The sequence below is a fragment of the Streptomyces sp. NPDC039424 genome, from assembly GCF_055639495.1.
Window position 1 is genome coordinate 246,481 of the sequence record NZ_JBVKAI010000005.1, and the last position, 26,405, is coordinate 272,885.

Consider the following 26,405-nt stretch of genomic DNA (forward strand, 5'->3'; position numbering starts at 1 on the left):
ACCGCAGGAGCGCGGCGGGGCTATAGCTCAGTTGGTTAGAGCGCATCCCTGATAAGGATGAGGCCACAGGTTCAAATCCTGTTAGCCCCACATGCGAGAAGACCCCCGGTCCACTAGGGCCGGGGGTCTTTTGACACCCATGGTTGACACCATCAGCGACGGTCAGCCGATGAGCGCGCTCGCTGTCGCCGGATCCGGACACGGCCCTCGCCAGCACCCACCCGTGTCTTGTCTGTCTTCAGGACTCGCCGCAGGCGTCACGTAGACGTCGAAGGTTTGCCTCATGCTCATCAAGCCACTCAGGCGTTGGTTCGAGTCCCAGGGCCACCGTCAACCTGTCGGGATCGTGGACCGAGATGGAGAGCCAGCCGTTTTCGTGTGGGTGAAAGTACAGCTCCAGCCCTCGGCTTCCTCGCGGCCAGCTGGCGTCTTCACCAGCACTGAGGCGTCTCAGTGCTTCCTCCCAGTCTTCGAGGTGATCAAGCCAGATGTTGGTCTTCAAGCGGGCATTTACGAAATCCGTAGTTATAAGGCACTCGGCTTGAACCAGGGCGTGCCGGGCTTCGTGGGGCTCAACTGCACGCAGGACGAGGGAGACGCCTCGTCCGTCGGACAGATGTATCAAGTCAACAGGGACCCACTCGTCCATCCCACTCCCCTTTGTCGGTCGTGCATCCAGAGCTTGCGTGCACGATACGGGCAGTGTCCGACAGGAGTGACGCGGACATCGTGGGCATCCTGCCTCTGACGGGGCCGTCTGTGAGCTGGCCGAGGCTGACAGGCGTCGCCTGTAGCGGCCCCAGAACGCGGACCGCGTTATCCGAAGACCGACGCGAAGCCGCCCACAAGGAAGAACGCGAGGGAAGTGACAGGTCCCAGCCACTCCGGCCCTTGGCACGGCGGCGTCGCGGCGGCGCGACAGCTCCTGGGCGACGGCGTCCCGCTTGGCCTTGCCCGTCAGAGGAGCGACACGACAAGGGTGAGGGCAGTCCGCCCCTCCAGCGCCGTGATCAGGTGGTACGGGACAAGGTAGTGCGTGAACATGTTGTTCACGCGGAAGCGGTCCTGCCCGAACGATACGTAAGGGTTCAGTCCATTCGGACAGTCTCGCCCCCACGGCCTCGCCAGCGCCTACCCGCACGCGGTGCGTGTGACGCCGGAGGCCGGGCATGGCTGAGCCCCCGACCGGTCCGGTCGGGGGAGGCCTTCGCTGTGTCGGGGCTGTACGCAAGCTCGCCGATACGTCTTCGCGTCGTTGGTGCTGCTCAGGCCGTCACGTCTGCAGGGGCGCCGTGGGCTCGGAGGCGGTGCAGAGGGCCGGGTCGGTGAGGGGGCGGTGGCGGCGGCAGCGGGGCGTCTTTCCGTGGGCCTCGGCGTGGATGCGCTGTTTCATCGTGGGGGGCAGGGACCTGGCATGAGACCGGGCCCTGGTGGGCATCGCCGGCGCCGCGGTGTGGGGAGCGGCGCTGTTGCGCGTGGTCTCGGTCTGCGGTACCGCCGCGGCGGTGGGCGCCGTGGCGAGGCCGAGCGCCGTGCACAGCGCGAGGAAGGCGGTGACGATGGCGGTCCACAGCTTCATGACCTTGTTCTGGGCCATGGCCCCTCACTTTCACTTTCGGGTCGGGCGATTTGCGTACTTTGCTCATGATGTGTATGGGGGCTGCGAAGTGGTGGACCGACGCCCGTGGCGCGGCGATGTTCCGATGAACACCACTCGGATGGGCGTAAAGGGGAGGAATTATCCTAAAAATGGGGGAGCGGGACGGGCGCCGTTCGGCTTCCGCCGCTTCTACTGCGCTCACGCGGGCGGCAGTTGAGGGTCCCCACGCAGGTCACCGATCGATATCGGTCGGTGTGTATAGTCGGGCGCCAGAGGTCCCCTACGTCAACGAAAGACGAGGTCGCGCGGTGAAGAAGCTTCTCCTGGTCGCACTGGCCGCCATCGGCGGGCTCCTCGTGTACCGCCAGATCCAGGCGGATCGCGCCGAGCAGGATCTGTGGACGGAGGCGACTGACTCCGTGCCCACGGGTTCGTGAGTACCGACATCGGAAACACCGGAATCTGAGCAAGCCCCGACCGCCTCGCGGTCGGGGTTTCGTGTTGCAGGATGGGCGGCGGTCCGGTACGAGCGCGAGGGGGCGGTGCGGGATGGGGACGGCGCGGTGGCGCAGGGTACGGGGGCTGACGGCGGCGGGAGCCCTGCTGTGTGCGGTACTCGCCCTGCCGGGCGGGGTCGCGGAGGCCGACGGCACCCCGGCCGGGGCACCGGGCGGCTACGCCTTCGCCGACGGGGCCCGGACCGTGCGGGGGACCGCGAGCACCACGGACGCCGAACGACTGGAGCCCGGCGAGACCTACCGCAGCTCCCTGGCGAAGAACGCCAAGCTCTACTACCGCATCGAACTCACCGCCCCGGTGACCGCGTACGTCCCCGTCACCGCCGTACCCCCGCCCGACGCCACGGTCTCCGCCGGCGACGGCATCCGCGTGTCCGTGCAGGACGCCGACGGCGGCGCCTGCTCCAACGCCTCCGCGGGCTTCGGCGCCGCCCAGAGCCCGCACCCCGTCACCGCCCTGGGGATGCGCGAGGCCGGGAAGGCGTTGTGCCAGGGGACGGGCACGTACTACGTGGTCGTCGAGCGCCTCGAAGCGACCGGTTCCGGCGCCGCGTCCTCGCCACAGGCCTGGGGCCTCGAGCTCGCCCCGGTCACCGAGCCGCCCCGGAGCAGGGCCGCCGGTACCACCGCGCCGGAGGCCTGGGACTCCTCCTCCCCCGAGCCGCTCGGCGGAGAGCCAGGCCACCGCACCGGCGGCGCCGGCTTCGCCACCGAGCGGACCCTGGGACAGGGCGTCTGGCAGACCCGCGTCCGGCCCGGCCAGACCCTCTTCTACCGGGTCCCGGTCGACTGGGGCCAGCAGCTGTACGCCACCGCCGAACTGGCCAACTCCACCGGCGCTCGCGGCTATGTGACGGGCGCCCTCGACCTGTCGCTGTACAACCCCGTCCGCGGCGAGGTGACCGACACGGCCCGCGGCTACAGCGGCGACCAGACGACGGCCACCCTCGCCCCGCTGCCGCCCGTCGAGTACACCAACCGGTACGCCGTGAGCCGGCAGGTGAGCGCCATGCGCTTCGCCGGCGGCTACTACCTCGCCGTCCACCTCGGCCGGAAGGTGGCCGACACCTTCGGCGACGGGCCGTTCGGGCTGACGCTGCGCGTCCGTATCAAGGGCACCCCGCACACCGGCCCCGGGTACACCGGGCAGTCCGTCCCCGGCGGCCTCTTCGAGGTCACCGACGGCGACCGGGAGGCGGCGGTGACGGGCGCCGCCCCCGGCGGCGACACCGCGATGAGGGCCCTCGCCGTCGGCGGGATCGGCACGGGCAGCGCCCTGCTCCTGGCGCTCGGCCTGTGGACGCTGACGGCCCGGCGCAGGACCGCGGCTCAGACCCGGGCCAGCGCCCAGAACCCGACCGCGTAGCAGGCCAGCGCCAGCAGCAGCACCGGGATCACCACCTTGCGCGGGGGACCGGTGCGGCGCGGGGGCGCGGCATGCGCCGCGTGCGTGGCCCTGGGGGCCTGCGCGGTGTACGGGGCGGTGGGGGTGTGGGGGTGCGGCGGGGCGTAGGGGGCGGACGCGACGGCGTACGGGGAGGCGTACACGGGGCTGTGGCCATGGCTCTGCGTCGTGGGCGTCGGGGGGTGCTGCGGGGGCGGCAGGCGGAAGCTCCCGGTCTCCGACGGGGAGCGCTCGGAGTCGGCCCGCGCCGGAGCGGCTCCGGTGGCCGGCCCCGGGCCCGTCCCCGTGCTCGTACCCGAACCGCTGTCCGGCACGGACGAGCCGTCGTACGGGCCGTCGTACGAGCTCTCGTACGAGCCGTCGTACGAGGCGTTGTACGAGCCCTCATCCGTCCTCGCCCCCGCCCCCGCCTCAGCCCCGGAGCCGGGCGTCAGCGGTCCCTCGGGCCCGAACCCCGGGGGCAGCGGGCCGAGTTGGTCGAAGATCTCGACCAGTTCCTCGTCCGGGCCGGGCTCCGGCAGGAGTTCGACGGCCGCGGCGAGTGCCTTGCGCGCCCCCGTGGCGGTGCGGAAGCGGGCCTGCGGGTCCGGTTGCAGCAGGGCGGCCACGACCTGCCACAGCGGCTCGGGGACACCCTTGGGCGCACCGGGCGTCCCGTGTTCGGCGAAGTACTGGACGAGCGCCTTGGCGTCCGGCTTGGCGCCCTGGAGCAGGTACAGCGCGACCAGGCCCACCGCGAACAGGTCGGCGGGGAAGTCCGGTTCGGCGCCCAGCATCTGTTCCGGCGCCAGGTAACCGGGCGTCCCCACCACGAGGTTGGTCTCCGTCAGGCGCGGCTCGCCCAGCCGCATCGCGATACCGAAGTCGGACAGGCGCAGCCGGGGGCGACCGGTACCGGTGGCCTCCAGCAGGATGTTGGCGGGCTTGATGTCCCGGTGGACGACCCCTTCGGCGTGCACCGCCGCGAGCCCGGCCAGGAGTTGGTCGAGGAGCGTGCAGACGAACGTGGGCGGCAGGGGGCCGTAGTCCCCTATCAGGTGGACCAGTGAGCCGCCGGCGACCAGGTCCATGGTGAACAGGACCTTGTCGTCGTCGGCGGCCCAGCTGGCCGGTGCGAGTACGTGGGGATGGTCGATCCGCAGGGCCTGTTCCCGTACGAAGCGCAGGAGGGAGTGGGCGTCGCGCTGCTGCAGCACCTTGGCGGCCACGTAACGGCGTCGGCGGTGGTCCCAGGCGCGCCACACCGCGCCCACCCCGCCCCGGCCGATCGGATCGACCAGTTCGTACCGCCCGGCGAAGACCTCACCCATGACTGTCCGTCGCTCCTCCCCCTGCGGACCTGCGGATACCCCCGTACCCCTTTTGTTGCTTCCCCCGTGATGAGAGTTACGACCCCTCCCCGGGCCGCGGGCTCAGCTCTGGTGGGACTGGTAGTGCGCGACCGCGTCGGAGGTGCGGCCGGCGCCGTACACGCGCAGGAACTCCGCCAGTTCCGGGTGGGTCGGGGCGAGGGTTTCGGCGGCCTCGATGATGTCGCCGGCGGCGGCCACCGAGCGCAGCAGCGACTGGATCTCGCGGACCACCCGCTTGACCGTGGGCGCCCCCGAACTGTTCGTCGTATGCGTGGTGTTGCTGAGCACCGAGCCCCCCTGCGACTTCTTGATCTCGTCCATCCGCTCGGTCGCCTCGGCCGCGCTGACGCTGCCGTCCGCGACCTGCCCCGCCAGGTCCTGCAGCAGCTGTACCCGCTGGACGACCGCGGGATTGCCGATCTTCGCGCGCTGACCGCTCATCAGCTGCGACAGCATCGGCGCGGACAGTCCCAGGACCGCCGCGAGACGAGCCTGGTTGAGCCCAAGATCGTCGATGAGCTTACGGAAGAGCGCCCCCAACGGCTCCCCGTACCAGTTCCGCTGCAGCTCCCGCGCTCTTGCGGTGGCTTCCTGCTGTGCGGCGTCCATTGCGTCTCCCCATCGCTTCCCCTAAAACGTGGGTTCGCTGTAGCGAACCACGAGGGGCATCTTACGGAGCGTGGTCGCCCGCGGGGACCCCAACTTTTTTGCGAGATCCCGGGGGTGACCCGGTACTCTGGTCTGCGGCGCCCTCCGGTGTGTGTGACTCTTCCGGCGGATACGTGCGCCCCGGGGCCTTAGCTCAGTTGGTAGAGCGCTGTCTTTGCATGGCAGATGTCAGGGGTTCGACTCCCCTAGGCTCCACGGCAAAGCCCCTCTGGCCTGCGTAAACGCAGATCAGAGGGGCTTTTTCGTGTGCTCTTCTCGTGTGCCGCCCGCCGGTTCAGCCGTGCCGGAGGGTCACCGGCTCACTGACGGTCGTCCCGGTCCGCCGCCTCCTCCTCGGCCTCCTTGGCCTGGACCTCGGGGTCGAGCGGGGACGGGGCCGTGCCGTCGACCGAGGCCAGACGGCCGGACTCGGGGACCTCCGTCGCGGCGGGCGGTTCCACCAGCCAGTCGGGATTGGCCTGCTTGTCCCACCACTTCCAGGCGGCGAAGGCGCCGCCCGCCGCCAGGCTCAGCACGGCCAGTGCCTTGGCGAGACGGCCGGCCCTGGCCCGGCGCCGGTGCTTGCGGGCCAGCTTCTGGATCTCCTTGGGCGAGACCTGGCCGCGCAGTGCGGCCAGTGCGGCGGCACCCCGCGCCGCGGCCTCGTCACGTACCGGCCCGGCGGCGGCCACCGCCTGCTCGATCCTCGGCCGGGAGTAGTCGGCGGCCTGCCGGGCGGCCTTGCGGGTACGGACGGCGGCCTCGTGGGCGGCCTGGTCGACCTTCGGCGGCACATGGGCCAGCGCCTGAGTACGGGCCTGGTCCAGACGAGGCGCGAGACGGGCGTCGTACTGGACGCGGGCCTGTTCGGCGGCCAGCGACACCTTGGGCGCGAGCCGTACGCGTGCCTCCTGCGCGTAGTGCGCGGCACGCTCCTTGGCCGTGTCGGCGTAGGGCGCCACCACTTCCGCGGCGTGCAGCACGCTGTCCTTCGCCGAGCCAGTCGCGGCGCGCACGCTGTCGATGCGGGTCACGGGTTCCTCCTCCTCGGTGGCGTACGGTATTTCGACTTTCCACCCTTTTACGGATCATGCCTGTCAACGGGACATGGGGCATGCGAGGACGGGCATACGGGTGCCGACCGGTCCCGTCAGCCTCGCCATGCACTTCGATAGCGGGTGAATACGGGGCAACGGGAGCTTGTCGTCGACAATGCCGACAATGCCACGGATCGCCGCCACGCGCGCCCGTCCCGGGGGATTCGCGCCACTAGTGGCCGACGGGCGACGGGCGGCCCGGAGCGTGCGAGGATCGAGGGATCACAGGAAGACAACGGAAGGCAGATCGTGGCCGAGCAGCTCTACGCCACCCTGAAGACCAACCACGGCGACATCGAGGTCCGGCTCTTCCCGAACCACGCGCCGAAGACGGTCCGGAACTTCGTCGAGCTCGCTCAGGGCGAGCGTGAGTGGAAGCACCCGGCCACCGGCGTGACGAGCACGGACAAGCTCTACGACGGCACGGTCTTCCACCGGGTGATCAGCGGCTTCATGATCCAGGGCGGCGACCCGCTCGGCAGCGGCATCGGCGGCCCGGGATACGAGTTCGAGGACGAGTTCCACCCCGACCTGTCCTTCAACAAGCCCTACCTGCTCGCCATGGCCAACGCCGGCCCCGGCACCAACGGCTCGCAGTTCTTCATCACCGTCTCCCCGACGACCTGGCTCAACCGCAAGCACACCATCTTCGGCGAGGTCACCGACCCGGCCGGCCAGAAGGTCGTGGACGCCATCGCCGCCGTGCCGACCACCAAGCCCAACGACCGGCCGGTCAACGACGTGGTCATCGAGTCGGTCGTCATCGAGCACCGCAAGAGCTGAACCCGGCGGTTTCCCGGTATCTCCCGGAGGGAACCAATCGCCCCGCTCGCCCGTAAGGATGAGCGGGGTGGCGTAGTGCCCCACGAGACGACCGAGGTGAGCCCGCATGGACCAGGAGGCCGCAGGCAGCGCGCAGGACGCCGGAAGCGTGCCCGTGTGCTATCGGCACCCGGACCGCGAGACCGGTGTCCGCTGCACCCGCTGCGAACGCCCCATCTGCCCCGAGTGCATGGTCAGCGCCTCGGTGGGCTTCCAGTGCCCCGAGTGCGTACGGGGCACCTCCGGCAGCGGACCCGCACCGGCCGCCACCCGGCCGCGTACGGTCACGGGAGGCACGGTCGCCGAGGACCAACGGCTGGTCACCAAGCTGCTGATCGGCATCAACCTGGCCGTCTTCCTGGTGCAGCTGGCCCTCGGCAACCGTTTCGACGTCCGCTTCGAACTCATCGGGCAGGCCTACGTGCCCTCGCTCGGGGTCGAGGGCATCGCCGAGGGCCAGTACTACCGGCTGGTCACCGCGATGTTCCTGCACGGCGGCTATGTCCACATCCTGTTCAACATGCTCAGCCTGTGGTGGATCGGCGCCCCCCTGGAAGCCGCCCTCGGCCGCGCCCGCTACCTCGCGCTCTACTTCGCCTCCGGTCTGGCCGGCAGCGCGCTCAGCTATCTGATCGCCGCCCCCAACGCGCCCTCGCTCGGCGCCTCCGGCGCGATCTTCGGCCTCTTCGGCGCGACCGCCGTACTGATGCGCGAGCGCAACTACGACATGCGGCCGATCATCGCCCTCCTGGTGATCAACCTCATCTTCACCTTCAACCCGGGGATGAACATCGCCTGGCAGGCGCACATCGGCGGCCTCGTCGCCGGTGGCGCCGTCGGCTACGCGATGGTCCACGCCCCGCGTCGGCGGCGCGTCCTGATCCAGTACGGCAGCTGTGCCCTGGTACTGGCCGTGGTCGTGGTCATGACGCTGGTCAGGACCGCTCAGCTCACCTGATACCGAACCGTTGTCCACAGAGGGTGCCCGATCTTGTGCACACTGTGCGCCAACAGCTGCGCCCCCCGTCGCTCAGGTGTGTTTTACCTGGTCAGACAGGGGGCGAACGTACTTGCGGGAACCGGTAGGCCAGTCACACCGGCGTCAACGCTCGATGAGTTATCCACAGATCGTCTTTCTTTTCCCCACGTGTGGAAAACCTCTGTGGATAACTCAGTGGATAGCCCTGGGCAGAGCTGCCGGGCAGAGCTGCTCGCCCTGCCCTACTTCCACTGGGTGGAGACGCCGAAGCCCGCGGCGATGAAGCCGAAGCCCACCACGATGTTCCAGTTGTCGAGCTTGTCGATCGGCAGCGAACCGTCGGTCACGTAGAAGACGACGATCCAGGCCAGGCCGATGAGGAACATGGCCAGCATCACCGGCGCGACCCAGGCGCGATTGTTCAGCTTGATGGCCGCGGCCTGCTTCGACGGCGGCGGCGTGTAGTCGGCCTTCTTGCGGATACGTGACTTCGGCACGAGGGTCTCTCCTGTCGATGCGCTGCGTGGCCGCGCAGGTAACTGGGTCGGGCTCCGGGCAGCGTACAAGGGGACACTGAGCGCTCCCCCGGGCGTCCGTTAGCGTAGTGCTTCCGCGGCGCCGAAGGAGATAAGGGTACGTTGAGCAATTCTGCCGACTCCCCCGGGACGGGAGCAATGGGCTCCGGCCCGGACCGCGGACCGCGTTTCAGGCCGGTGCGGGTCCTCACGGCGGCCGTCTTCGCCCTCGCCGGGCTGATCTTCTTCACCAGTTTCGACACGGCCAAGGGCACGGACATCCGTACGGACTCCTCGCTGCTGAAGCTGTCCGACCTCATCCAGGAGCGCAGCCGCAAGAACAAGGAGCTCGACGAGTCCAACGCGTCCCTGCGCGACGACGTCGAGGGGCTGGCCGAGCGCGACGACGGCAGCACCGAGGCCCAGGACCGGAAGATCTCCGGGCTGGAGAAGAACGCGGGGACGCAGAAGCTCAAGGGCAAGGCGATCACCGTCACGCTCAACGACGCCCCGCCCAACGCCACCGCCAAGCTCCCCGGCTACCCCGACCCGCAGCCCGACTACCTGGTCATCCACCAGCAGGACCTGCAAGCCGTGGTGAACGCCCTGTGGCAGGGCGGCGCCAAGGGCATCAAGGTCATGGACCAGCGGCTGATCTCCACCAGCGCCGTGCGCTGCGTGGGCAACACCCTGATCCTCCAGGGCCGCGTCTACTCGCCGCCGTACAAGATCACGGCGGTCGGGGACCCGGCGAAGATGCAGCAGGCACTCGCGGACTCCCAGGCGATCCAGACCTACATGGTGTACGTCAACGTCTACGGCCTCGGCTGGAAAGTCACCGAGGACGGGACGGTGACTCTGCCGGGCTACTCCGGCACAGTGGACCTGCAGTACGCGAAGCCCGTGAAGTAGGTGCCCTCACCAGGAGCCGCCGGTGCGCGTGATCGTCAGGACCGTCAGCGAGCTCTGCATCACCGTCGGCACCCTGATCGTGCTGTTCGTCGTCTATGTGCTGTTCTGGACCGGGGTCAAGGCCGACAGTGAGATGAACCACCAGATCGACCAGCTGCACCAGCAGTGGTCGAAGGGGGCCGCGCACACCACGTCGGCCGCCTCCCGGGCTTCCGCGAAGCCAGCGCCGTACAGGTACGGCAAGCCCTTCGCGATCATGTACATCCCGCGGCTCGGTTTCACGTGGAACAAGCCCGTGCTGGAGGGCACCGGCACCGACGTGCTGAAGAAGGGACTCGCCCACTACGCCCGCACCGCCCGGCTGGGCCAGGAGGGCAACTTCGCCGTCGCCGGTCACCGGCGCACGTACGGCGACCCCTTCAAGGACTTCCCCGAGCTGCGGCCGGGTGACGCGGTGGTGCTGACGGACGGGACCACCTGGTTCACGTATCGGATCGACAAAGGGCCTTACAAAACGGTTCCGGGTGACGTTGAAGTGATCGACGCTGTGCCACGTAAGTCGGGGTACACACGTCCGGGCCGTTATCTGACGCTGACCACGTGCGATCCCGAATGGGGGCACAGTCACCGCCTGATCGTCTGGGCGCACCTGGACTCCACACAGCCCGTGGAGGCAGGCGAACCGAAGGCTCTGCGCCGTTAGTCTGGTGACGTACGGCGTGAGTCTGGTGCCGTGGTGGAACGGAAGGGACGGCATGTACGGCTGGATCTGGCGGCATCTGCCGGGAAACGTGTGGGTGAAGGCGCTGATCTCACTCCTGCTGGTGCTGGCCGTGGTCTACGTCCTCTTCCAGTACATCTTCCCCTGGGCCGAACCACTGCTGCCCTTCAACGATGTGACGGTGGACAACCAGTGAGCGCGCGGATTCTCGTCGTCGACAACTACGACAGCTTCGTCTTCAACCTGGTCCAGTACCTGTACCAGCTGGGCGCCGAGTGCGAGGTGCTGCGCAACGACGAGGTCTCGACGGCGCACGCCCAGGACGGTTTCGACGGGGTGCTGCTCTCGCCCGGTCCGGGCACTCCGGAGGAGGCTGGCGTGTGCGTGGACATGGTCCGGCACTGCGCGTCGACCGGGGTCCCCGTCTTCGGCGTCTGCCTGGGCATGCAGTCGATGCAGGTGGCGTACGGCGGTGTGGTGGACCGCGCGCCGGAGCTGCTGCACGGCAAGACCTCGCTGGTGGAGCACGAGGGCAAGGGGGTCTTCGCGGGCCTGCCCTCCCCCTTCACGGCGACCCGCTACCACTCGCTGGCGGCCGAGCCGGCGACGGTGCCGGCCGAGCTCGAGGTGACCGCCCGCACGCACGACGGCATCATCATGGGCCTGCGCCACCGTGAACTCCCCGTGGAGGGCGTGCAGTTCCACCCGGAGTCGGTGCTGACCGAGCACGGGCACCGGATGCTGGCCAACTGGCTGGTGGAGTGCGGCGACCAGGGTGCCGTGGCGAGGTCGGCGGGGCTCGCCCCGGTGGTGGGCAGGGCCACGGCGTGACCGCGCTGCGCCCCGAGCGCGAGGACTCGTACGGCGGCGCGTCGTACGAGTCCTACGGCGTGCCGCCGTACGATCCGCCCATCGACGAGGAGACGGTGGCGCTGCGGATACCGGAGCCGCCGATACCGGCCTCTGAGGCCTCTTCAGGCTCCTCCGCCACATCTTCCACACCCGGCGGCCGGGCGGCCCGCAGAAAGGCCGCCAAGCGCCGTCACGGCCGTCATGGCGGCTCCCGGGACACCGCGCAGGAGCCGCCGCGGGAGTCGTCGGAGGGTCCGGGACCCAGGGCGCCGCTGTCCCGTGTCGAGGCCCGCCGTCAGGAACGGGCGCGCAAGCCGGGCCCGGGGGTCGTCGTGAGCCGGGCGATCGGCGAGGTGTTCATCACCACCGGCGTGCTGATGCTGCTGTTCGTCACCTACCAGCTGTGGTGGACGAACGTCCGGGCGCACGCGCAGGCCGGCAAGGAGACCGACACCCTGCAGCAGGACTGGGCCAGCGGCAAGCGCGCCCCGGGGACCTTCCAGCCGGGGCAGGGCTTCGCCATCCTGCACATCCCCGAGCTGGACGTGGTGGCGCCGATCGCGGAGGGCGTCAGCAACAAGAAGGTGCTCGACAAGGGGATGATCGGCCACTACGGCGAGGGCGCGCTGAAGACCGCGATGCCCAGTGCGAAGACGGGCAACTTCGGCCTGGCCGCACACCGCAACACGCACGGCGAGCCCTTCCGGTACATCAACCGGCTCAAGCCGGGTGACGCGGTCGTCGTGGAGACGCAGGACACGTACTACGTCTACAAGATGACCTCCATCCTGCCGGTGACGGCGCCCTCGAACACGAGCGTGCTGGACCCCATACCGAAGGGGTCCGGATTCACCAAGCCGGGCCGCTACATCACCCTCACCACGTGCACTCCGGAGTTCACCAGCAAGTACCGGCTGATCGTCTGGGGCAAGATGGTCGAGGAACGCCCGCGCAGCAAGGGCAAGCCGGATGCGCTCGTCGAGTAAGGGCAGATGAACAGTGGCAGCGACCGCCGACGACACCGAAGAGCACACGGGTGCGCCCGAGGCGGCGCCCCCACCGCGGCGCCGGGGCGCCGGCCGGATCGCCATGGCGGTCAGCGTCTTCGGTGAACTCCTGATCACGGCGGGCCTAGTGCTCGGCCTCTTCGTCGTGTACTCCCTGTGGTGGACGAACGTCATCGCCGACCGTACGGCGCACAAACAGGCGGACAAGGTCCGCGACAGCTGGGCGCACGGCGCCGGCGGCCCCGGCGCGCTGGACACCAAGGACGGCATCGGCTTCCTGCACGTCCCCGCGATGAAGAACGGCGAGGTCCTGGTCGAGAAGGGCACGTCCACGAAGGTCCTGAACGACGGTGTGGCCGGCTACTACACCGACCCCGTCAAGGCCGCCCTCCCGACCTCCGGCAAGAAGGGCAACTTCACCCTCGCCGCGCACCGCGACGGCCACGGCGCGAAGTTCCACAACATCGACAAGGTGAAGAAGGGCGACGCGATCGTCTTCGAGACGAAGGACAAGTGGTACGTCTACAAGGCCTACGCCGTCCTGCCGGAGACCTCGAAGTTCAACGTGAAGGTCCTGACCCAGGTCCCCAAGGAGTCCGGCAAGAAGAAGCCGGGCCACTACATCACCCTGACGACCTGCACCCCGGTCTTCACCTCCCGCTACCGCTATGTGGTGTGGGGCGAGCTGGTCCGCGTGGACAAGGTGGACAGCGAGCGGACACCGCCGAAGGAACTGCGGTGACTGCTACTCCAGGATCTTGAGCGTTTCCCCCGCGCTCCATTCTTCCAACAGCCCCCGCTGCACGGCGGTGATTCCGCCGTCGGCGGCGATGCTCAGCGCGTCAGCGGTGAAGGGGCACGTCGCCACGAAAAGCGCCACGTCCGAGGTGTGGAGAACCTTGGCGGCGCCGACGAATTTCTGGACCTCGGGGCTGGTGACGGAGAGGTAGGGCGCGAACCTCTTGCATTGGGCGACGAGACGCCTTCCGTCGCGTGTGAGCGCGGTGATGTCGACGCCTCGGTCTCCGTGGCCTCCTTGTACGGTGACGCGGGTGCAACCGTCGCGGCGCAGCAGTCCGGCGATGTGCTGCTCGAATTCCCGGCCGTTCATGGCGTCCATCGATGCCATGACGCCGGCGAGGGGGCGGTCCTCCCGTGGGCTTTCCAGCCTCTGCAGTCGGGCGTTGTGCTGCCGCAGCCGCCGCTCGATGTGCTGGACACCCGTTCGCAGAGCGATCAGCTCCCTGCGGTGTTCGCCGGAGGTCTCGATCAGGGCGTTGAACATCGGTACGACCGTCTTGTCGAGGATGTGGGTGATGCGCTGGTCGATGCGGTCGTCGAGGCTGGTGGTGTCTGTGCGGACCGGGTTGTCCACAGGCTGTGTGCGGGCCAGGTGCTCCATGTCCAGGAGATACACACGCACCTGACGTGCGACTTCGCTGTCGCGGAGGAGCATGGCCACGTTGAGGACGGCTCGACGGGAGAAGAGGGCCAGGGACCGTGTGCGTGACTGGATGCCACTGAGGTTCTTGAAGGACCTCAGTTCTTCGCCCGACAGCAGTCGGTAGCCGTTTGCTTCCAGTTCCGCTCGGTGGTCCTTGACGAGTGACTTGATGGCTTCGAGGCCGACACCGAAGTACGCCGCCACCATCGCCGTCGTCACATGCATCCCGTCCGGCAGCAGCGACAGGGCCTTCACCCTGTCGAGCACGTCGGTTCGGTCCAGCACGCCGTCGCGCAGGGTCCTCGATTCCAAGAGCGCCGATTCGTTGATCACGTGCTGCCCTTCTGTTCTTGTCATGGCCATAGAGGCCGAGACAGTCCTCCCCGATTCATTCGTACAACGCGTCCTGACATATGAAGACACGAACGATGTGCGCACGAGTGAGCGGGTGGGGATGCCCGCACGACAGATCCCCGGCACCCTTGGTGGAAGGGTGCCGGGGATCTGTCGTCACGGACGGTTGGTCAGCCGCCGACGCCACCGAAGATGTTGGTGCCGCCGTTGTTGTTGCCGCCGTTGTTGTTGCCGTTGCCGAAGCCGACGGTCGTCAGGGTGATCGTCGTGCTGCCGGGGTCGTCGACCCCGGTGTTCGGCTGGGGGTCCTGGCCGGTGACGATCGCGGTGTCGCTCTGGTCACTGCCGTTGGCGAACTGGATGTTGGTGAACCCGGCCTTCTGCAGGGACTCCCTGGCCTGCTTCAGGGTCTGGCCGACGACGCTCGGGACCTGGGTCTGCTGCTTGGCCTTGCCGATGTTGATCGTCACCGTGGAGTTCTTGTCCAGCTGGCTGTTGGCCTGCGGGGAGGTCGAGATGACCTTGCCGACCTGGGAGGCGTCGTCGGTCTCCACCTCGGTGCAGGTGCCGACCAGGTCGTTGGCCGTCATCTGGGCCTTGGCCTCGTCGCAGGATTTGCCGAGGACGTCGGGGACGGTGGCCTTCTCGGCGGCCTTGGCGACGGTCAGGGTGATCACCGAGCCCTTAGCGACCTCCTTGTCGCCGGTCGGGTCCTGGCTGATGACGACGCCCGGAGTCCGGTCGGACACCTCGGTCTTCTGCTCGACCTTGAAGCCCTTTTCCTCGAGCTGGGACTCCGCCTTGTCGTAGGTCAGGCCCGTGACGTCCGGGACGGACACCTTGGGCGCACCCGTCGAGACGGTCAGGGTGACGGTGTCACCCTTCTTCATGTCCGTACCCTCGGCCGGGTCCTGGTCGCAGACCGTTTTCTTCGGCTTGTCGCAGGCCTTCTTGGTGATCTTGACGGACAGATCGACGTTCTCGGCCATCTGCTCGGCCTCGGCCTGTGTGTGGTTGACGAAGTTCGGCGCGGCGAAGGGTTCGTCCGCCTTGTCGTCCCCGGGGAACGCCCACTTCCCGATCAGGATCGCGCCCACCAGCACCAAAAGCCCGGCCACGATGAGCAGGATCGTGGAGGTGTTGGACTTCTTCGGCTGGCGGCGCCGGTCGGGGCGGTCGTCGTAGCCGTAGCCGCCGTCGTCCGGGTTCATGGGCGGCAGCATCGTCGTCGCGCCGGCGCCCGCGTCCGAGCGGAGCGCGGTCGTCGGGGCGTCGTCCGGGTAGCCGCCGTAGCCGACCGAGCCCATGGCCGCCGTCGCCGCGACCGGCTGGCCGTCGAGGCACGCCTCGATGTCGGCGCGCATCTCGTCGGCGGACTGGTAGCGGTAGTCGGGGTCCTTGACCAGTGCCTTGAGGACGATGGCGTCCATCTCGGGCGTGATCTCGGGGTCGAAGACGCTCGGCGGCTGCGGCTCCTCGCGGACGTGCTGGTACGCGACCGCGACGGGGGAGTCGCCGACGAAGGGGGGCCGTACGGTCAGCAGCTCGTAGAGCAGGCACCCGGTCGAGTACAGGTCCGAGCGGGCGTCGACCTGCTCGCCCTTCGCCTGCTCCGGCGACAGGTACTGCGCGGTGCCGATGACCGCCGCCGTCTGCGTCATCGTCATGCCGGAGTCGCCCATGGCGCGGGCGATGCCGAAGTCCATCACCTTGACCTGGCCGTTGCGGGTCAGCATGACGTTGGCCGGCTTGATGTCGCGGTGGACGATGCCGTTGCGGTGGGCGTACTCCAGGCCCTGGAGGATGCCGATGGTCATCTCCATCGAGCGCTCCGGGAGGAGCTTGCGGCCGCTGTGAAGAAGCTCACGGAGCGTGGAGCCGTCGACGTACTCCATCACGATGTACGGGATCGAGACCCCGTCGATGTAGTCCTCGCCCGTGTCGTAGACCGCGACGATCGCGGGATGGTTGAGCGAGGCGGCCGACTGGGCCTCCCGGCGGAACCGGGCCTGGAATGAAGGGTCGCGTGCGAGGTCCGCGCGCAGCGTCTTCACCGCCACGGTGCGGCCGAGGCGGGTGTCATGCGCGAGGTAGACCTCCGCCATGCCACCACGGCCGAGCACCTGGCCCAGCTCGTACCGGCCGCCGAGGCGACGCGGCTCTTCCATAGTTCCCTACCAGCCCTCTCCGTCGGTCCCGGCCGTCACAGGTGTGTGCGGCCGGAGGCTGCCGTCCGGGCCTACCGTACCCGGATCGCTTTGTGTGACCTGGCCAAGCCCGTCACCCGATACAGGACCGGTATCGCAACGTGCACCGATGTGAAGGGGACGTGATCGGGGTCACTTCTTGGAGTTGATGACCGCCTCCATCACGCTCTTGGCGATGGGCGCCGCGAGACCGCCACCGGAGATGTCGTCGCGGTTGGCGTTGTCGTCCTCGACCACCACGGCGACGGCGACCGGCGAGCTGTTGTCGCTGAGCTTGGCGTACGAGATGAACCAGGCGTACGGGTTCTTGCTGTTGGCGACACCGTGCTGGGCGGTACCGGTCTTGCCGCCCACGGTCACGCCGTTGATCTGGGCGTTCTTACCGGTGCCGTCCTTGACGACCGTCTCCATCATCTCCTGGAGGATCTGGGCGTTCTCCGCGGACAGCGGCCGGCTCATCTCCTCCGGGTCGGTCTTGGTGACCGGGTCGAGGTTGGAGGACTGCAGCTCGTCGACCATGTACGGCTTCATCAGCTTGCCGTCGTTGGCGACGGCCGAGGCGACCATGGCCATCTGGAGCGGGGTGGCGGCGGTGTTGTACTGGCCGATGGAGGACAGCGCGGTCTGCGACTGGTTCATGTCGTCGGAGAACACCGAGGCGCTGGAGCGGATGGGCGTGAACTGCTCGGCGTCGAAGCCGAACTTCTTCGCCTCGGCCAGCATCTTGTCGTTGCCGAGGTCCGAGCCGATCTTGCCGAAGACGGTGTTGCAGGAGTAGCGCAGCGCGATCCGCATGGTCGCGTTCTTGCAGGGGATGCTGCCCTCGTTCTTCAGCTCGGTCCGGGTGCCCGGCATGACCCACGGCAGCGGCGAGTCGGTCGGCTGGTCGGCCGAGGTGTACTTGCCGTTCTCCAGCGCGGCCGCGGCGGTGACCACCTTGAAGGTGGAGCCGGGCGGGTACACCTCGCGCAGCGCGCGGTTGAGCATCGGGTCGTCGGGGTTGTACTTCTTCTGCAGCTTCTTCCAGGCCTTGGCGTCCGTGGAGGTGGAGTTGCCGGCGAAGGACGAGGGGTCGTACGACGGGTAGGACGCCAGCGCCAGGATCTTGCCGGTGGACGGCTCCAGGGCCACCACGGCGCCCTTGCCGCGCTTCGCCAGGCCGTCGTACGCGGCCTTCTGCGCGGCGGCGTTGAGGGTGGTGACGACGTTGCCGCCCTGCTGCGGCTTCCCCGTGATCATGTCGAGGGTCTTGCGGAAGAAGAGCCGGTCGTCGTTGCCGGTGAGGATGCCGTCCTCGAGGGACTCCAGCTGGTTGGCGCCGAAGGCCTGCGAGGCGTAGCCGGTGACCGGTGCCCACATGGGGCCGTTCTTGTAGGTGCGCTTGTACTTCAGGTCGTTGTTCTTCGTCTCCACGGACCCGGTGATCGGGTCGCCGTCGACGATTATGTCGCCGCGCGGGGTGGCGTAGCGGGCGATGGTGACCCGGCGGTTCTTGGGGTCTTCCTTCAGGGTGTCGGCCTTGACGTACTGGAGCCAGTTGTCCCGCAGGAGCAGGGTCAGGACAAGGAGGCCGCAGAAGATCGCGATTCGGCGCAGGGGCTTGTTCATGACGGGCGGACCACCTGGGTCATCTCGGCGTCGGGGTTGCTGGCGGGAGTGGGCGCCGGCCGGCGCGCGGTGTCGCTGATGCGGATGAGGATGCCGATCAGCGCCCAGTTGGCCAGCACGGAGGAACCGCCGTACGCCAAGAACGGCATGGTCATGCCGGTCAGCGGGATGAGCCCCATGACACCGCCGGCCACGACGAAGACCTGGAGGGCGAAGGCGCCGGAGAGGCCGATGGCGAGCAGCTTGCCGAAGGGGTCGCGGGCGGCGAGGGCGGTGCGGACGCCGCGTTCCACGATCAGGCCGTAGATCAGCAGGATCGCCATGATGCCGGCCAGGCCCAGTTCCTCACCGAAGGTGGCGAGGATGAAGTCGGAGTTGGCGGCGAACCGGATGAGGTCGGAGTGGCCCTGGCCGAGGCCGCTGCCGAGGGTGCCGCCGGAGCCGAACGCCCACAGGGCCTGCATCGACTGCTCGGAGTGGCCGATCAAGCCCTTCTGGCTGAGCGTGTACTCCTTCATCGGGTCGAGCCAGGCCTGGACACGCTGCTGGACGTGCGTTTCGAAGCTGGCCACGCCGACGGCGCCGGCCGCGGACATCAGCAGACCGAAGACGATCCAGCTGGTCCGCTCGGTGGCGACGTACAGCATGATGACGAACATTCCGAAGAACAGCAGCGAGGTGCCGAGGTCGGTCTCGAAGACCAGGATGAGGATCGAGATCGCCCAGACGACCAGGATCGGGCCGAGGTCGCGGCCGCGCGGCAGGTACAGCCCCATGAAGCGGCGGCTGGCGAGGGCCAGGGCGTCACGCTTCACCATCAGGTATCCGGCGAAGAAGACGGCGAGGGCGATCTTCGCGAACTCGCCGGGCTGGAGGGAGCCCAGGCCGGGGACCCTGATCCAGATCTTGGCGCCGTAGATGTTGGCCCCGAGGCCGGGCACCAGCGGCAGCACGAGCAGGACCAGGGCGCCGAACATGGAGATGTAGGTGTAGCGCTGCAGGACGCGGTGGTCCTTCAGGAAGATCAGTACGACGACGAAGAGGGCGATGCCCATCGCCGTGTACAGCAGCTGGCGGGGCGCCGCGGTGACGAAGTTGGGCAGCGACTGGAGCAGTTTCGACTGGTCCAGCCGCCAGATGACGACGAGCCCGAGGCCGTTGAGCAGCGTGGCCAGCGGCAGCAGCAGCGGGTCGGCGTACGGAGCGAACTTCCGTACGCCGAGATGGGCGACGCCGGCCAGTAGACCGAGGCCCAGGCCGTAGCTGAGCAAACCGGCCGGTACCTGGTCGTTGATGGCCAGGCCCACGTTGGCGTAGGCGAACACCGGGATGGCGACGGCGAACACCAGCAGCGCGAGCTCGGTGTTGCGCCGGCTCGGCGCGCCGATCGCGCCGATCGTGGACGTGTGGTGCGTCGACGGGTTGGTTGTACTGCTCATCGTGTGACGGGGCCTCTCACGGCTTGCCTACTGCTTACTGCACTGCGAGACGACCTTCTGCTCATCCTCCGAGAGAGTGGGGCCGGCGCTGGGAGTCGCGGTCGCTGTGGGGGACGGGGACTTCGGGGGTGAAGTCGCCGAGTCCGACGGGTTCGGGGTCGGCGAGGCCTTGGACGTGAGGGAGGTGCTCGTGGTTCCCGTGGCGTTCTTCGCCCCGCCCTGGCCCTTGGAGTCGTTCTTGCTGCCGGCGGTCTGGCGCTCGGACTCCTTCTTGCAGGCGGAGGCCTGCACGGCCAGTTCGTCGATCTTCGTCTGGGCGTCCTTCAGGCCGCCCTCCGCGATCGTGTTCTTGACCTGCTTCTGCTGGTAGGGCGGCAGGTACTTGAGTTCGATCTCGGGGTGGTCCTTCTCCACGTTCGACAGCGACACCCAGGCCAGGTCCTGGCTGATGCCCCGGTACAGCGCCACGTGCTCGCCCTTGGTGCCGACGTAGTACTGGGTCTGGGTCCAGCGGTAGCCGCCGTACAGACCGCCGCCGATGACGGCGAGGGCGAGGGTGCCGTAGAGGGAGCGCTTCAGCCACTTGCGGCCCGAGCGCGGTTTGTCGAAGTCGTCGTCGCTGTAGTCGCCGAAGCTGCCGCCGGGGACGTAGCCGGTGGTGTCGCCGCTGCCGGGCGGGCCGAACTCGCCGCCGCCCTGGCCGTGGCCCTGGCGGCCGAGCCCGGAGGCGCGGCCGGCCGGGGTCTGCATGATGCCGTTGTCGTGCAGGTGGTGCTGGTTCTCGGCGACGGCGCCGACCACGACGGGGGTGTCGGACAGCTGCCCGGCGAGGGTGTCGCCGGTGTCGAGGTCGAGGACGTCGGCGACGATCACGGTGATGTTGTCGGGGCCGCCGCCGCGCAGCGCGAGCTGGATGAGTTCCTGCACGGTCTCCTGCGGGCCCTGGTAGCTGGCGAGGGTCTCCTCCATCGTCTGGTGGGAGACGACGCCGGAGAGGCCGTCGGAGCAGATCAGGTAGCGGTCGCCGGCCCGGACCTCGCGGATCGACAGGTCGGGTTCGACGTGGTCGCCGCTGCCGAGGGCGCGCATGAGCAGCGACCGCTGCGGGTGGGTGGTCGCCTCTTCCTCGGTGATCCGGCCCTCGTCGACGAGCCGCTGGACCCAGGTGTGGTCCTGGGTGATCTGGGTGAGGACGCCGTCGCGCAGCAGGTAGGCGCGGGAGTCGCCGACGTGGACGAGGCCGAGCCGCTGTCCGGTCCACAGCAGGGCGGTGAGGGTGGTGCCCATGCCCTCCAGCTGCGGGTCCTCCTCGACCATGGAGCGCAGCTGGTCGTTGGCGCGCTGCACGGCGTGGCCGAGGGAGGTGAGGATGTCGGAGCCGGGCACGTCGTCGTCGAGCGTGACCAGCGTGGAGATGACCTCGGAGGAGGCGACCTCGCCGGCCGCCTGGCCGCCCATGCCGTCGGCGATGGCGAGCAGGCGCGGACCGGCGTAACCGGAGTCCTCGTTGCCCTCCCGGATCATGCCCTTGTGCGATCCGGCGGCGAAGCGCAGTGACAGACTCATGCGCACCTCGCCAGTCGGCTCCGGGTACAGCCGGTCGTGTCGAGCCACACTGCCCACCCTCCGGTCGGGAGCGCGCCGGGGTCCGGGGTGCGGTCCGCCGTTGCGTGCTCGCTCCGCTCGCTCATTGTCGTACTACTTCCGCAGCTCGATGACGGTCTTGCCGATGCGGATCGGCGCGCCCGGTGCGATCGGTGTGGGTGTCGTCAGCCGGGACCGGTCCAGGTACGTGCCGTTGGTGGAGCCGAGGTCCTCGACGATCCACTGGCCGTCGCGGTCCGGGTAGATCCTGGCATGGCGGCTGGAGGCGTAGTCGTCGTCCAGCACGATCGTGGAGTCGTGGGCGCGGCCCAGGGTGATGGTCTGGCCCTGGAGCGCGACGGTGGTGCCGGTCAGGGTGCCTTCGGTCACGACCAGCTTGGTGGGGGCGTTGCGGCGCTGCCGGCCGCCGCCCTGCTGGCCGCGCTGGGGCGGGGGCGCGGCCTGCTGCTGCCGGGCGGCCGCCTGCTGCGGGCGCGCGGCCTCCCTACGCGATCCGCGCTGGGTGACGCGCGTACCGAACAGGTCGCTGCGGATGACCTGCACGGCCACGATCACGAACAGCCACAGTACGGCCAGGAAACCCAGCCGCATGACCGTGAGGGTCAGCTCTGACATTGCCCCCGCTTCACCCTTCGGCTTGCCGGTAAATGATGGTGGTACTGCCCACGACGATCCGCGAGCCGTCGCGGAGCGTAGCGCGGGTGGTGTGCTGCCCGTCCACCACGATGCCGTTGGTGGACCCGAGATCCTGGATCGTCGAGGGCGTTCCGGTCCGGATCTCACAGTGCCGGCGCGAGACGCCGGGGTCGTCGATCCGCACGTCGGCTTCGGTGCTGCGGCCCAGCACCAGCGTCGGGCGGGAGATCTGATGGCGGGTGCCGTTGATCTCGATCCAGTAGCGGGTGCGCCCGCCGCTCATCGGGGCGGCCGCGGGCCGCTGGGTGGCGGGCTGCGGGTAGCCGTATCCGCCCGGGCGGGCGCCGGGAGGCGGCGCGGCCGGCATGGGCGGGGCTCCGGCGGGCGAGGCGGGCGGCGGGTAGCCGTATCCGCCGGGGGCGGGCCGCCCGCTGGGCGGCGCCGAGGAGGGCGCCGAGGGCGCCTGCTGGTTGCCGGTGGAGGCGAGTGTGCGGCTGCGCACCCGGTACAGGCCGGTGTCGAGGTCGTCGGCCTTCTCCAGGTTGACCTTGATCGGGCCCATGAAGGTGTAGCGCTGCTGCTTGGCGTAGTCGCGCACCATGCCGGCGAGCTCGTCGCCGAGCTGGCCGGAGTAGGGGCTGAGGCGCTCGTAGTCCGGCGCGCTCAGCTCCACGATGAAGTCGTTGGGTACGACGGTCCGGTCGCGGTTCCAGATGGTGGCGTTGTTGTCGCACTCCCGCTGGAGCGCTCCGGCGATCTCCACGGGCTGGACCTCGGACTTGAACACCTTGGCGAAGGTGCCGTTGACCAGACCTTCGAGACGCTGCTCGAACTTCTTCAGGACTCCCATGGGGCACCTCCTCCTTCGCTGTCGTCCTGCCTTGCCGCTGTCTTGCCGTGCTGCCTTGCCTGGTACTGCTTACTGATCGTATCCACGCGCCCGGCAAACAGCCGGTTCCCCCAGCGGCTCCCCTTCGAACTCCTCTTGTCAAGGATCGTAGAGGGGCTTGAAGACCAGTGTCCCGCACCTGACTGTGGACCCGGTCCGCCTCCTGGAGAGATGACCGGGACCGGTACGAGGTTGATACGTGAACAAGTACTCCTTGATACGTGCGGGCCGCCGGGGCCCGGGCCCCGGATAAGCGAGGTGAATCCACCCTGGCGGCCGTGCTAATGTTCTGGGTGTCGGAAGGGGCCAGCCCAGCAGGGCCGGAACCGGAAGACACACCCAATGCGCGGGTGGCGGAATAGGCAGACGCGCTGGATTCAGGTTCCAGTGCCCGCAAGGGCGTGGGGGTTCAACTCCCCCCTCGCGCACAGAGGCAACGGGCCCATCGTGATCGATGGGCCCGTTGGCGTTTTCTGGGGAACACCACCTGGTGTGACGAGTCTCTCAGGTCGCCGGGCGGCGCAGTGCGCGTGTGGCCGGTACGACGGAGGCCGTCACCGCGAGCAGCGCGCAGGCGCCCACGGTGGTGCCGAGGGCGGTCCAGGGCAGGCGGACGGCGGCCGGTGCCGACAGCAGGTGCAGGGCGGTGCCGAGGCCGAGCAGGTTGACGGCCGTGACCAGCAGACCGAGCAGACCGCCGACCGCGACCACCGTCAGCGCTTCCGCCGCCACCAGCCGCAGCGCCTGGGCCCGGGTCGCCCCGGTCAGGCGCAGGACGGCCAGGTCACGCAGCCGGTCCGAGGTCGCCATCACGGCGGTGTTGGCCACCGAGACGCCGGTGTAGAGCAGGGCGATGCCCAGGACCAGCAGAAGCCCGAGGCGGGTGGTGCGGTCGGTGCCCGGGTACGTCGCCCGCAGCCACTGCTCCCTGGTCAGCACCCGCCCGCCCGACCCGTGTACGGCCGCGCGCAGCTCCGCGGCCACGGCGCGCGCGTCGGCGCCCCGCGCGAGGGCGACGTCGACCCGGTCGACCGCCGCGCCGGGCGCGTTGCGCGGGGTGACGTAGACGCCGTTGTCGCCGGTGCCGGTGGTCATGACGGCGGCGATCCGCAGGGTCCTCGGCGTGCCGTCGCCGAGCCGGATCCGTACGTACTGCCCGACGGTGTGCCGTTGCCACTCCCGGTTGACGATGATCGAGCCGTCGTCGAGCCCGGCGAGGCGTCCGGCGGCCAGCGGGAGCCGGGTGGTGGCCGCCAGCGGCGCCGGTTCGGCGGCTCGGGCCTCGGACCTGATCAGGGCCGTGCCGTCCTCGACGACGTACACCGCGCTCGAGGCGGTCGGCGACACCAGGGCGCCGGGCACCGCGCGCAGCCGGCGCAGGGTCGCCGCGTCGAAGCCCGTGTCGTCGGCCGGGGTGACCACGAACTCGGCGGTGGTCCGGGCGCGGGTCTCGGCGGCCCTGGCCTCGTTCAGCGTCGCGGTGGCGCCCAGCAGTGAGCCCGCGAGGGCGACGGTGACCAGCACGGGCGCGGCGACGGCGGCGGTGCGCCGCACACCGGCCGCCGCGCTCTCGCGCACCAGCAGGCCGGTGACGCCGGGCAGCCGGACCAGGGCGCGGACCAGGGGCCGCACCACGGCCGGCGCGAGCAGCGCGACCGCGGTGATCAGGAGCATGGGGCGGCTCACGTACGACTTGCGGTGCAGCAGGTCGCCCGGGTCCCCGGCCAGGGTCATCCCCAGCGTGACGGCGGCCGTCAGCAATAGCGCCGCGGCGCTCAGCCATCGGCCCGGGGTCATCGCCCGGCCGTCCACGGACGCCTCGCGCAGCGCCTGGAGCGGCCCGGTGCGCCCGGCCCGCAGGGACGCGGCCAGCGCCCCGCACACCGCGACCAGCAGACCCGTCCAGAAGGCCAGGTGGTACGGCCAGACGCTGTCGCCGATGGTGAACCAGCGGGGGGCGAGGCCCTCGTCGACGACCCGTCCGGCGAGCCGCGGTGCCCCGTACGCGCCCGCCGCGCAGCCGGTCGCCGAGGCGAGCACGCCGACCGCCAGGGCCTCGGCGAGCACCGTCCGGCGGATCTGCCCGGGGGTCGCCCCGGCGGCACGCAGCAGCCCGAACTCCCGCCGCCGCTGGGCGACGGAGAAGGCGAAGGTGGACGCCACGACGAACACCGACACGAAGGCGGTGACCCCGCCTGCCGTGCCGAACAGGGCGTTCAGCGCGGTGAGGGCCTCACGGTCCCGGTCGAGGCCGGGGTCGGCGAGGCGGCGGGCGTCGCCGGTGAGGACCTGGACGCCGGTCGCCTCTGTGTTTCGTACCACCGCCCGTACGGCTGCCGGGTCGGCGTCGACGGTCAGCTGGGTGCTGGTCGGGGAGAGCCGGGCGGCTCGGTCGTCGGTGTAGAAGACGGCGTGCTCGAAGTCGTGGCGCGCGGTGACGGTGCCGACGATCCGGACGGTGCCGTGGTCGGTGTGGACGCGCTCGCCCGGCCGCGCCCAGGCGCCGCTGATGACGACCTCGTCCGCGGTACGGGGCGGGCGGCCCGCGTCGAGGGCGTACGGAGCGAACGCGGTGATGGACCAGGGGTGGCCGACCAGGTCGCCGGGTCCGCCGGCCGCTCGCAGGGGGAACGAGCGGTCCTCGACGACGGTTCCCAGCTCGCGGAGTCCGGCGACGACCGGCGCGGGGACCGGGCGCGGCCGGTCGAGCTTCCGGGTCCGCTCGCCGGCCGGGGTGGCCACGCGGAGGGTGTCGGCTCCCCTGACCACGACCGGCGCGGCGGCGAACCGTTCGGGGGCGCGGTGCGGCGCGTCCAGGGACGCGGCGAGGGCCAGGCCCGTCACGGTGAGCAGGGCGACGCCGAGGAAGAGCGCGACGAAGCTGCCGGTGAAGGCGGTCCAGCGGGCGCGCAGGGCGTTCAGGGCGAGGATCAGCACGCGACGCCCTCCAGTCCGGTCATGTGCGCGGCGATCCGGCCCGCGTCCGCCCCGGCCAGCTCCCCGGTGAGGCGGCCGTCGACCAGGAAGACCACGCGGTCCGCGCGGGAGGCGGCCACCGGGTCGTGAGTGACCATGATCACGGTCTGGCCCTCCCGGTCGGCCATGCCGCGCAGCAGCTCCAGCACCTCGCGGCCGGTGCGGGTGTCGAGGGCGCCGGTCGGTTCGTCACCGAAGAGCACCTCGGGGCGGGTGATCAGCGCACGGGCCAGGGCCACCCTCTGCTGCTGGCCGCCGGACAGCTCCGCCGGCCGGTGCCGGGCGCGGTCGGCGAGGCCCACCTGGCCGAGGACCTCACGCACCCGCGCGCGGGAGGGGCGGCGGCCGGCCAGGCGCAGGGGGAGGGCCACGTTCTGCTCGGCGGTCAGGGACGGCAGCAGGTTGAACGCCTGGAAGACGAACCCGATACGGTCGCGCCGCAGCAGGGTCAGCCGTCTCTCGCTCAGACCCGTCAGCTCGGTCCCGCCCACCGTCACCGACCCGGAGGTGGGCCGGTCCAGGCCCGCCGCGCACTGCAGCAGCGTGGACTTGCCCGAGCCGGAGGGGCCCATGACGGCCGTGAAGCTGCCGCGCGGGAAGCCGAGGGAGACCCGGTCGAGCGCGGTCACCGCCCCCTCGCCCGTCCCGTAACGCCTGCTGACTGCGCGCATCCTGATCGCGTCGGTGCTCATCGCTCCCCCTGCTGGTCATGGCCGCTCGGTCACTGAGCGGTGGTCCAACGAAACCGTCGGCGGACCCCTCGGCGCAGTGCGGCAGGACCGAGACCCGGGGTAGGGCCAGGCATACCCCGGCCCCCCT

At 69.8% G+C, this 26,405-nt stretch carries 25 protein-coding genes and 3 tRNA genes; 13 read left to right on the forward strand and 15 right to left on the reverse strand.

What is annotated here, in order from left to right; genetic code table 11:
- The first annotated feature begins 16 nt into the window (after positions 1-16).
- Positions 17-90, forward strand: a tRNA-Ile gene (locus ACZ7L0_RS15420).
- 148 nt (positions 91-238) lie between these two features.
- Here ACZ7L0_RS15420 and ACZ7L0_RS15425 read toward each other — a convergent pair.
- Both ACZ7L0_RS15425 and ACZ7L0_RS15430 read right to left on the reverse strand, forming a co-directional pair.
- Positions 239-649: a DUF5959 family protein gene (locus tag ACZ7L0_RS15425; protein ID WP_471242950.1), complete on the reverse strand. Its 411-nt coding sequence runs from the start codon at positions 647-649 to the stop codon at positions 239-241.
- A 624-nt stretch (positions 650-1,273) separates the two neighbouring features.
- Positions 1,274-1,597, reverse strand: coding sequence for a DUF6344 domain-containing protein (locus ACZ7L0_RS15430; RefSeq protein WP_471242951.1), 324 nt, complete (start codon positions 1,595-1,597; stop codon positions 1,274-1,276).
- Between the two features lie 311 nt (positions 1,598-1,908).
- Between ACZ7L0_RS15430 and ACZ7L0_RS15435 the strand changes: the two genes are divergently transcribed.
- Positions 1,909-2,037, forward strand: coding sequence for a DLW-39 family protein (locus tag ACZ7L0_RS15435; protein ID WP_003999697.1), 129 nt, complete (start codon positions 1,909-1,911; stop codon positions 2,035-2,037).
- Between the two features lie 112 nt (positions 2,038-2,149).
- On the forward strand, positions 2,150-3,484 hold the full coding sequence (locus ACZ7L0_RS15440) for a hypothetical protein (protein ID WP_471242952.1): 1,335 nt from the start codon (positions 2,150-2,152) through the stop codon (positions 3,482-3,484).
- Here the strand turns inward: ACZ7L0_RS15440 and ACZ7L0_RS15445 are convergent.
- Together ACZ7L0_RS15445 and ACZ7L0_RS15450 are read right to left on the reverse strand one after the other, a co-directional pair.
- Positions 3,448-4,833, reverse strand: a complete 1,386-nt coding sequence (locus tag ACZ7L0_RS15445) for a serine/threonine-protein kinase (RefSeq protein WP_471242953.1) — start codon at positions 4,831-4,833, stop codon at positions 3,448-3,450. The genes ACZ7L0_RS15440 and ACZ7L0_RS15445 overlap by 37 nt on opposite strands.
- A gap of 102 nt (positions 4,834-4,935) precedes the next feature.
- Positions 4,936-5,484 (reverse strand): helix-turn-helix domain-containing protein, encoded by a 549-nt coding sequence (locus ACZ7L0_RS15450; RefSeq protein WP_471242954.1) that lies wholly within the window; start codon positions 5,482-5,484, stop codon positions 4,936-4,938.
- 182 nt (positions 5,485-5,666) lie between these two features.
- On the opposite strand from ACZ7L0_RS15450, the gene ACZ7L0_RS15455 reads away from it, so the two are divergent.
- Positions 5,667-5,739: transfer RNA gene (locus tag ACZ7L0_RS15455), tRNA-Ala, on the forward strand.
- 104 nt (positions 5,740-5,843) lie between these two features.
- Here ACZ7L0_RS15455 and ACZ7L0_RS15460 read toward each other — a convergent pair.
- Positions 5,844-6,557: a DUF5324 family protein gene (locus tag ACZ7L0_RS15460; protein ID WP_471242955.1), complete on the reverse strand. Its 714-nt coding sequence runs from the start codon at positions 6,555-6,557 to the stop codon at positions 5,844-5,846.
- 312 nt (positions 6,558-6,869) lie between these two features.
- On the opposite strand from ACZ7L0_RS15460, the gene ACZ7L0_RS15465 reads away from it, so the two are divergent.
- Positions 6,870-7,403 (forward strand): peptidylprolyl isomerase, encoded by a 534-nt coding sequence (locus tag ACZ7L0_RS15465; protein WP_471242956.1) that lies wholly within the window; start codon positions 6,870-6,872, stop codon positions 7,401-7,403.
- Between the two features lie 106 nt (positions 7,404-7,509).
- Positions 7,510-8,400, forward strand: a complete 891-nt coding sequence (locus tag ACZ7L0_RS15470) for a rhomboid family intramembrane serine protease (RefSeq protein WP_471242957.1) — start codon at positions 7,510-7,512, stop codon at positions 8,398-8,400.
- A gap of 263 nt (positions 8,401-8,663) precedes the next feature.
- Here ACZ7L0_RS15470 and crgA read toward each other — a convergent pair whose 3' ends face one another.
- Positions 8,664-8,918, reverse strand: coding sequence for a cell division protein CrgA (gene crgA / locus ACZ7L0_RS15475; RefSeq protein ID WP_471242958.1), 255 nt, complete (start codon positions 8,916-8,918; stop codon positions 8,664-8,666).
- A gap of 141 nt (positions 8,919-9,059) precedes the next feature.
- On the opposite strand from crgA, the gene ACZ7L0_RS15480 reads away from it, so the two are divergent.
- From ACZ7L0_RS15480 to ACZ7L0_RS15505, 6 genes are read left to right on the forward strand one after another with little or no spacing between them, the layout of a single operon-like run.
- Positions 9,060-9,848, forward strand: coding sequence for a DUF881 domain-containing protein (locus ACZ7L0_RS15480; RefSeq protein WP_471242959.1), 789 nt, complete (start codon positions 9,060-9,062; stop codon positions 9,846-9,848).
- Between the two features lie 22 nt (positions 9,849-9,870).
- Entirely contained in the window at positions 9,871-10,551 is a 681-nt protein-coding gene (locus ACZ7L0_RS15485; RefSeq protein ID WP_471242960.1) for a class E sortase, read from the forward strand.
- Between the two features lie 16 nt (positions 10,552-10,567).
- Entirely contained in the window at positions 10,568-10,765 is a 198-nt protein-coding gene (locus ACZ7L0_RS15490) for a hypothetical protein (RefSeq protein ID WP_471243234.1), read from the forward strand.
- Positions 10,762-11,400 carry an aminodeoxychorismate/anthranilate synthase component II gene (locus tag ACZ7L0_RS15495; protein ID WP_471242961.1) on the forward strand — a complete coding sequence of 213 codons (639 nt, stop codon included), beginning with the start codon at positions 10,762-10,764 and terminating at the stop codon, positions 11,398-11,400. The genes ACZ7L0_RS15490 and ACZ7L0_RS15495 overlap by 4 nt, the downstream gene beginning before the upstream one ends.
- The gene (locus tag ACZ7L0_RS15500; RefSeq protein WP_471242962.1) at positions 11,397-12,407 is read left to right on the forward strand and encodes a class E sortase; all 1,011 of its coding nucleotides are present in this window, start codon (positions 11,397-11,399) and stop codon (positions 12,405-12,407) included. Before ACZ7L0_RS15495 ends, ACZ7L0_RS15500 begins: the two co-directional genes overlap by 4 nt.
- A 13-nt stretch (positions 12,408-12,420) precedes the next feature.
- On the forward strand, positions 12,421-13,170 hold the full coding sequence (locus ACZ7L0_RS15505; RefSeq protein WP_471242963.1) for a class E sortase: 750 nt from the start codon (positions 12,421-12,423) through the stop codon (positions 13,168-13,170).
- Between the two features lie 3 nt (positions 13,171-13,173).
- On the opposite strand, the gene ACZ7L0_RS15510 is transcribed toward ACZ7L0_RS15505, so the two are convergent.
- The 7 genes from ACZ7L0_RS15510 to ACZ7L0_RS15540 form a co-directional block, all read right to left on the reverse strand.
- Positions 13,174-14,205, reverse strand: coding sequence for a restriction endonuclease (locus ACZ7L0_RS15510; RefSeq protein WP_471242964.1), 1,032 nt, complete (start codon positions 14,203-14,205; stop codon positions 13,174-13,176).
- Positions 14,206-14,396: 191 nt separating this feature from the next.
- Complete coding sequence (gene pknB, locus ACZ7L0_RS15515; RefSeq protein ID WP_471242965.1) at positions 14,397-16,394, reverse strand: Stk1 family PASTA domain-containing Ser/Thr kinase; 1,998 nt, start codon at positions 16,392-16,394, stop codon at positions 14,397-14,399.
- 171 nt (positions 16,395-16,565) lie between these two features.
- Positions 16,566-18,041, reverse strand: a complete 1,476-nt coding sequence (locus ACZ7L0_RS15520) for a peptidoglycan D,D-transpeptidase FtsI family protein (RefSeq protein WP_471242966.1) — start codon at positions 18,039-18,041, stop codon at positions 16,566-16,568.
- Entirely contained in the window at positions 18,038-19,480 is a 1,443-nt protein-coding gene (locus ACZ7L0_RS15525) for an FtsW/RodA/SpoVE family cell cycle protein (protein WP_471242967.1), read from the reverse strand. The genes ACZ7L0_RS15520 and ACZ7L0_RS15525 overlap by 4 nt, the downstream gene beginning before the upstream one ends.
- A gap of 27 nt (positions 19,481-19,507) precedes the next feature.
- Positions 19,508-21,046 (reverse strand): Stp1/IreP family PP2C-type Ser/Thr phosphatase, encoded by a 1,539-nt coding sequence (locus tag ACZ7L0_RS15530; protein ID WP_471242968.1) that lies wholly within the window; start codon positions 21,044-21,046, stop codon positions 19,508-19,510.
- 132 nt (positions 21,047-21,178) lie between these two features.
- Positions 21,179-21,700: an FHA domain-containing protein FhaB/FipA gene (locus ACZ7L0_RS15535; protein WP_471242969.1), complete on the reverse strand. Its 522-nt coding sequence runs from the start codon at positions 21,698-21,700 to the stop codon at positions 21,179-21,181.
- A 10-nt stretch (positions 21,701-21,710) separates the two neighbouring features.
- Entirely contained in the window at positions 21,711-22,571 is an 861-nt protein-coding gene (locus ACZ7L0_RS15540) for an FhaA domain-containing protein (protein WP_471242970.1), read from the reverse strand.
- A gap of 383 nt (positions 22,572-22,954) precedes the next feature.
- On the opposite strand from ACZ7L0_RS15540, the gene ACZ7L0_RS15545 reads away from it, so the two are divergent.
- Positions 22,955-23,038, forward strand: a tRNA-Leu gene (locus tag ACZ7L0_RS15545).
- A 76-nt stretch (positions 23,039-23,114) separates the two neighbouring features.
- On the opposite strand, the gene ACZ7L0_RS15550 is transcribed toward ACZ7L0_RS15545, so the two are convergent.
- Together ACZ7L0_RS15550 and ACZ7L0_RS15555 are read right to left on the reverse strand one after the other, a co-directional pair.
- On the reverse strand, positions 23,115-25,547 hold the full coding sequence (locus tag ACZ7L0_RS15550; protein WP_471242971.1) for an FtsX-like permease family protein: 2,433 nt from the start codon (positions 25,545-25,547) through the stop codon (positions 23,115-23,117).
- Positions 25,541-26,278 (reverse strand): ABC transporter ATP-binding protein, encoded by a 738-nt coding sequence (locus ACZ7L0_RS15555; protein WP_471242972.1) that lies wholly within the window; start codon positions 26,276-26,278, stop codon positions 25,541-25,543. The genes ACZ7L0_RS15550 and ACZ7L0_RS15555 overlap by 7 nt, the downstream gene beginning before the upstream one ends.
- Positions 26,279-26,405 lie beyond the last annotated feature (127 nt).